Genomic DNA, 6,057 nt, shown 5'->3' on the forward strand with positions numbered 1-6,057 from the left:
TCCAAAAAGGACGGGCGGGACGCCCATCCCACAATAACAATTAAAATTGTAAGTTATTTAATTCGCGATCCTAAATGCGATCGAGAGTAAGAGTTGTGAAGATTGTTGAGATACCATTCAACAAATTTAGCGGCGTAGAAAAAGTAATATTGCTGCGAAAAGCTATAGCAATCCTCGCATCAGTTTCAATAACTGGTTAACTTCCAAGCTCTGCCTGGGAACCGATGTCCAGAGGCTCTGCCTCGGCTGCGACTATGGAGGCAGAGCCTCCGGATATGCGTTACCAGGCAGAGCCTGGTAACGAGTAAGTTATTTAATTCTCATTCCTTATAGCGGTTCTCAAGCGTTGTGAGGTATGGGGGCTTTGTCCTATGCCTATGCCCTATGCCCCATGCCCCATGCCCTATGCCCTATGCCCTATGCCCTATGCCCATGAGTACCTCATCTTTCTGAGAAAGGCTATATTTGTAACCACACTTCTTCTGGCTCCTTCCTTCTTCCTCCTGCCTTCTGCCTCACAACTTAAATGTCTAGCTTGCTCGACTACACAAGTGAGATGCTCCCCCACGATGTAATCCGCCAAATGCTGACGATTCCATTAAGAAACCAAAAGCTATGGATACTCAAGTGAGAAACAGTGCTATTGTTGATTGTATACAGTTAGTCAACACAAGAGCACTTTTTCCTCAAGTATCGCAGGTAGGATAGTTGTGCGCTTATGTAACGCTTATGTAACTCCTATCAAAAAGGGATTTTGAATCTTTTATGGAGAAAATTCAAGAGTTACAATTATCCAAATGCCCAACGGGTATTCAGGGACTCGATGAAATCACCGATGGAGGCTTGCCCCAAGGCCGACCAACTTTAATCTGTGGTTCTGCGGGTTGCGGTAAGACCTTATTTGGTGTGGAGTTTCTCGTGCGCGGAGCAACGCGGTACGGAGAACCAGGCGTTTTAGTGACCTTTGAAGAAACTGCGTCAGAAATTACCAAAAACGTCGCCTCTTTAGGGTGGAATTTAAATCAGTTAATTGCTGAGGGTAAAATATTAATAGATCATATTTATATTGAACCCAGCGAAATTGAGGAAACAGGAGAATATGACCTAGAAGCACTATTTCTTCGTCTAGGCTATGCGATCAAAAAAATTGGCGCTAAACGGGTGCTTTTAGACACGATTGAAGTCTTGTTTGCTGGTTTAGCAAATTCCAACATTGTCCGAGCAGAAATACGCCGTTTATTTCATTGGTTAAAAGACCAAGGTGTGACAGCCGTGATCACCGGGGAGCGAGGAGATAAGACCTTAACCCGTCAAGGTTTAGAAGAATACGTTTCGGATTGTGTGATCAAATTAGATCAAAAAACCTTTGAAGACATCGCCACAAGAACCCTTCAAGTTGTCAAGTATCGCGGCTCTCGTCATAGTAATAATGAATATCCTTTTTTAATTGAAGAAAAGGGGATTTCGGTCTTACCCGTTACTTCCTTAAAATTAGACCATGCGGTTTCTAATGAGCGCATCTCAACGGGCATCGCGCAACTTGATGAAATGTTTGGCGGGCAGGGCTACTATCGGGGTAGCAGTATTCTTGTCACAGGCAGGGCTGGAACGGGGAAAACAACGCTTGCATCTTATTTTTCCCAAGCAACCTGCCACAGAGGCGAACGGTGTTTATATCTCGCCACTGAAGAATCGCCCCAACAAATTATTCGCAATTTAAGCTCGATTGGTCTTGACTTAGCCCCTTATGTAGATCAGGGATTACTCCAATTTGATGCGGTACGTCCCACTAACTACAATTTAGAAATGCGTTTGTATAAAATCCATCGCTGGGTCCAAGACTTTCAACCAAGCACGATCATCATTGATCCGATGAGTAATCTCGTGTTGAGTGGGAGTTTGATGCAAACAAAAAACTTTTTCATGCGTTTAATTGACTATTTAAAGAGTAAGCAAATAACCGTTTTTATGACCAACTTAACGGCTGGTGATGCTGACCATGACCACGAACAGACAGAAGTGGGTGTTTCCTCTCTGATGGATACTTGGTTAGAGCTCCAAACGCTCAAGGTGAATGGGGAACGCAATCGCATTCTCTATGCCCTCAAATCTCGCGGCATGAAGCACTCAAATCAAGTACGGGAATTTATCATAACTAATCAAGGTGTAAAGTTAGTCGAGGTTTACTTGGGAGATGGCAAGGTATTAACAGGAACGGAAAGAGTAAATCAAGAAATAAAAGAACAATCTGCTGCTAAAAAACGCCGACAGAATTTTGAACTCAAAAAACGTGAGTATGAACAAGAGAAAAAACTCGTACAAGCTCAGATAAATGCTCTACAAATGCAATTGCTCAATCGAGAGGAGCAGTTAGATTTGCTGATTGAAGAAGAACAAGAGGACGAAAAAGCGGTTTTGGATAATCGAACCTTTATGGAAAGGTTACGTCATCTTAATCCATAAAACATATTTCTAAGGATAAAAAACATGACAAATCATTTAACAGATAATTCTTCACAGCCCTCTAACACAAAAGGGCCAGAGATTTGGCAAATGCGATTATATGTGGCGGGACAAACACCTAAATCTCTGGTTGCTTTTGCCAATTTGAAGAAGATATGTGAGGAATATCTTCACGGTCAATATACCATTGAAATTATTGACTTAAGTCAACAACCGCAGCTAGCCATAGAAGATAGCATCGTTGCTATACCGACTCTCGTTAGAAAATTGCCAGAACCGATTAAAAAGATTATTGGTGATTTATCCAATACTGAAAAAGTTCTGGTAGGACTGCAAATTCTTCGTCTAGTCGATGAACAATAACTCAAGAGAGAGGTACTAACAATGATTGACGAATCCGAAGATGTTAAACAAACAATCACAGAACTTTTTGAAGAGTCTCTTTCTTCATCAAAGGAAGAGCATTATATCCTACGTCTTTATATTTCAGGTACAACGATTCAATCGGTGACGGCGTTGCAAAACATCAAAAAGATTTGTGAGGAACATCTCCAAGGGCGTTATGAGTTAGAAGTTATTGATATTTATCAACAGACAGAAGCTGTTATTTCGGAGAACATTGTGGCTGTTCCCACCTTGATAAAAAAGTTACCTCTGCCCTTACAAAAGATGATTGGCAATTTATCGAATACAGAAAAAGTCTTACTTGGTCTTAATCTGGTGCCGATAAAAAATATAATTGGAGAGGAAAATAATGAAGGATTATCTGACCAATCTTGAAAAAATGAGCCAAGAAGTCGTAACCCTAAATCGGCAATTAGCCCAGGTGCAGGAACGCCTCAATGTAGCGGAAGAAACGTTGCAGGCGATTCGTTGTGGGGAAGTTGATGCTGTTGTTGTTTCTACTCCGCGAGGAGAGCGAGTTTTTACGCTTCAGGGGGCAGATTATGTTTATCAGTGTTTAGTGGAACAAATGGGCGAAGGAGCGGCTACCGTATCTTCTGAAGGTTTAATCTTGTACTGTAATAAGCGACTCTCAGAACTCTTAAATTGTCCTTTAAAAAATCTGATAGGTTCTCAATTACAAACCTTTATTGCGCCCCAGGATAAAAAATCATTTTTACTACTTTTGCAGCAGGTTCAGCCTGAAAAAAGTGTAACTAGAGAATTATCTTTGATCGCCGCAACGGGAAATAAGGAAGTACCTGTTAAATTATCACTTAAAAAAATTCAGATTGATGAAATTTTAGTTAATAGTATTATTCTTACTGATATTACAGAATCTAAAATAAAAGAAGCTGCGAAACTCAGTCACATTCTCAACAGCGCGATCGCCGTTATTAAAAATTTTCGTCTTTTGACTGATGGTACTTTAGATATCGATTCTTGGACAGGCGGAACTCAACAGATTTTGGGCTATAGCTTAGAAGCAGTGCAAGCAGATTCTGCCTTATTCATAGCAAATATATTGCCCGAAGATCGAGACAAAACGATCGCCTCATTGATCGAAAATATTCAAGCAGGGCGCTCTGGTATTAGCGAATATCGGTTTTTGCATGGCGATCGCACGATTCGATGGCTTGCCTCCAACTATGTTGCTGAATGGGATAAAGAACAAGATTGTTGGGTGGGCATAGAAATTATTACGGATATTACCCAACGTAAAGAAACAGAGCAAAAAATTGCCGAACAAGCAGCCTTAATTGATATTGCTAGTGATGCCATTTTTGTAAAGGATTTAGACGATCGTATTTTATTTTGGAATAAAGGAGCTGAACGTTTATATGGTTGGGCAGAAGCCGAAGTTATAGGGCAGAAAACTCAAACCTTATTTAATCAACCCTTTCAACTAACTGAGCCGATCCAAATCACTACCGAGCAAGGCAGTTGGCAGGGGGAAATAGAGCAAGTTACTCAAACCGGTAATAATATAATCGTAGAAAGTCGTAAAACACTGATACACAATAAATTTTCCCAATCCCGCTCTATCCTCGTTGTTAATACTGATATTACTGAGAAAAAACAACTTGAAAAACAGTTTTATCATGCCCAGCGATTAGAGAGTTTAGGAACATTGGCAAGTGGAATTGCCCATGATTTAAATAACATTCTCACCCCGATTTTTGGAGCTAGTCAACTGCTTCCTCTCAAAATTACCAATATGAATGAACCGACACAAAGACTGTTAAGACTCCTTTCGGGTAGTGCTAAACGTGGGGTTGAGTTGGTCAAGCAAATTCTTCTTTTTAGTCGAGCAACGGATGGTGAATATGCAATATTACAACTAGGGTATTTGCTCCTCGAAGTGATCGGTGTTGCTCAACACACATTTCCCAAATCAATAACTATTTGGACTAAAATTCCCGCAATGGAACTATGGACAATATCGGGTGATGCTACCCAGCTACACCAAGTATTTATGAATCTGATGATTAACGCTAGGGATGCCATGTCATCAGGAGGAAGTTTGACCCTCTCTGCCCAAAATCGCTCCTTGGATGAAGATGAGGCCCTGCTGAATTTGGAAGCAAAAGCAGGCTGTTATGTGGTTGTGACGGTGGCTGATACAGGAATTGGTATTCCCCCAGAATTGTTAAACCGAATTTTTGAGCCCTTTTTCACTACCAAGGAAGTTGGCAAAGGAACAGGGCTAGGATTATCCACAGTAAGGGGGATTGTCAAAAATCATGGCGGTTTTGTTAAGGTTTATAGCGAGTTGGGTAAGGGTACGGAATTTCGGGTTTTCTTTCCAGCTATAGAGGGAGAAGTGAGCCTCACAACGATAGAGCAAGCAATGCCTAGAGGTAAGGGGGAGTTGATTTTAATTGTTGATGATGAAGCCTCTATTCGAGAGATAACACAGACTTCTCTAGAAAACTATAACTACAGAACAATACTCGCTAGTGATGGGCTTGAAGCCCTCGCTGTCTATAGGGAAAATCAACAGGAAATTAGTGTGGTTTTAATGGATATGATGATGCCAAACCTAGATGGTGTTTCCGCAATGCGCGCGTTGCAAGAAATTAATCCTGGGGTGAAGATCATTGCGACTAGCGGACTCCTTGCTAACAGAAAGCTGGCATTAGATGCTAATGTCAAAACATTTTTGTTAAAACCTTACACGATCGCACAGTTATTACAAATGTTAACGGAGATACTGCCGCTAGACGAGAATAAAGCAACTCGCATCCAGCCCTTTACTTGTCAAAAGTGTTCTTCATTGCCGAGGGTTGAATTGTCTAGAGATGCTTTAGCAATGATGCCCCCCGAATGGTTACAGCAAATGTATGATGCGGCGTACTATTGTGATGGGGATCTCCTGCTGCAATTAATTGAACAAATACCTACTTCTCACGTGGCGATCGCGAATGCTCTCAAAGATTTAACGCAGAGTTTTAAAACGGATATCATTATGGAATTAACTGATTTATCTAAATTAGGACTTACGAACTATCCCTAGGAAGAGAAGGCTATTAAAGTTGCTGAATAAAAAGTATTACGGGTAAAACAAGTTGGGCGATCGATTGACCATAATATCCCGGCCGGGGCGGGTTTTTGAGATTGTCAATTATTGGCAGATATTGTTGGTGAACC

4 protein-coding genes are annotated in these 6,057 nt (G+C 41.1%); all 4 read left to right on the forward strand.

Going from position 1 to position 6,057, the window contains the following annotated elements:
* Positions 1-765 precede the first annotated feature (765 nt).
* From kaiC to QUA16_RS35300, 4 genes are read left to right on the forward strand one after another with little or no spacing between them, the layout of a single operon-like run.
* On the forward strand, positions 766-2,463 hold the full coding sequence (gene kaiC, locus QUA16_RS35285; RefSeq protein ID WP_333109332.1) for a circadian clock protein KaiC: 1,698 nt from the start codon (positions 766-768) through the stop codon (positions 2,461-2,463).
* Positions 2,464-2,487: 24 nt separating this feature from the next.
* Positions 2,488-2,826 carry a circadian clock KaiB family protein gene (locus tag QUA16_RS35290; RefSeq protein ID WP_333109334.1) on the forward strand — a complete coding sequence of 113 codons (339 nt, stop codon included), beginning with the start codon at positions 2,488-2,490 and terminating at the stop codon, positions 2,824-2,826.
* A 21-nt stretch (positions 2,827-2,847) separates the two neighbouring features.
* Positions 2,848-3,243: a circadian clock KaiB family protein gene (locus tag QUA16_RS35295; RefSeq protein ID WP_333109335.1), complete on the forward strand. Its 396-nt coding sequence runs from the start codon at positions 2,848-2,850 to the stop codon at positions 3,241-3,243.
* On the forward strand, positions 3,218-5,923 hold the full coding sequence (locus tag QUA16_RS35300; RefSeq protein WP_333109337.1) for a PAS domain S-box protein: 2,706 nt from the start codon (positions 3,218-3,220) through the stop codon (positions 5,921-5,923). Before QUA16_RS35295 ends, QUA16_RS35300 begins: the two co-directional genes overlap by 26 nt.
* The last annotated feature ends 134 nt before the right edge of the window (positions 5,924-6,057 follow it).

Origin of the sequence: Microcoleus sp. S13_C3, assembly GCF_036700905.1 — a bacterium.
In the GTDB taxonomy this organism is placed as follows: domain Bacteria; phylum Cyanobacteriota; class Cyanobacteriia; order Cyanobacteriales; family Microcoleaceae; genus Microcoleus.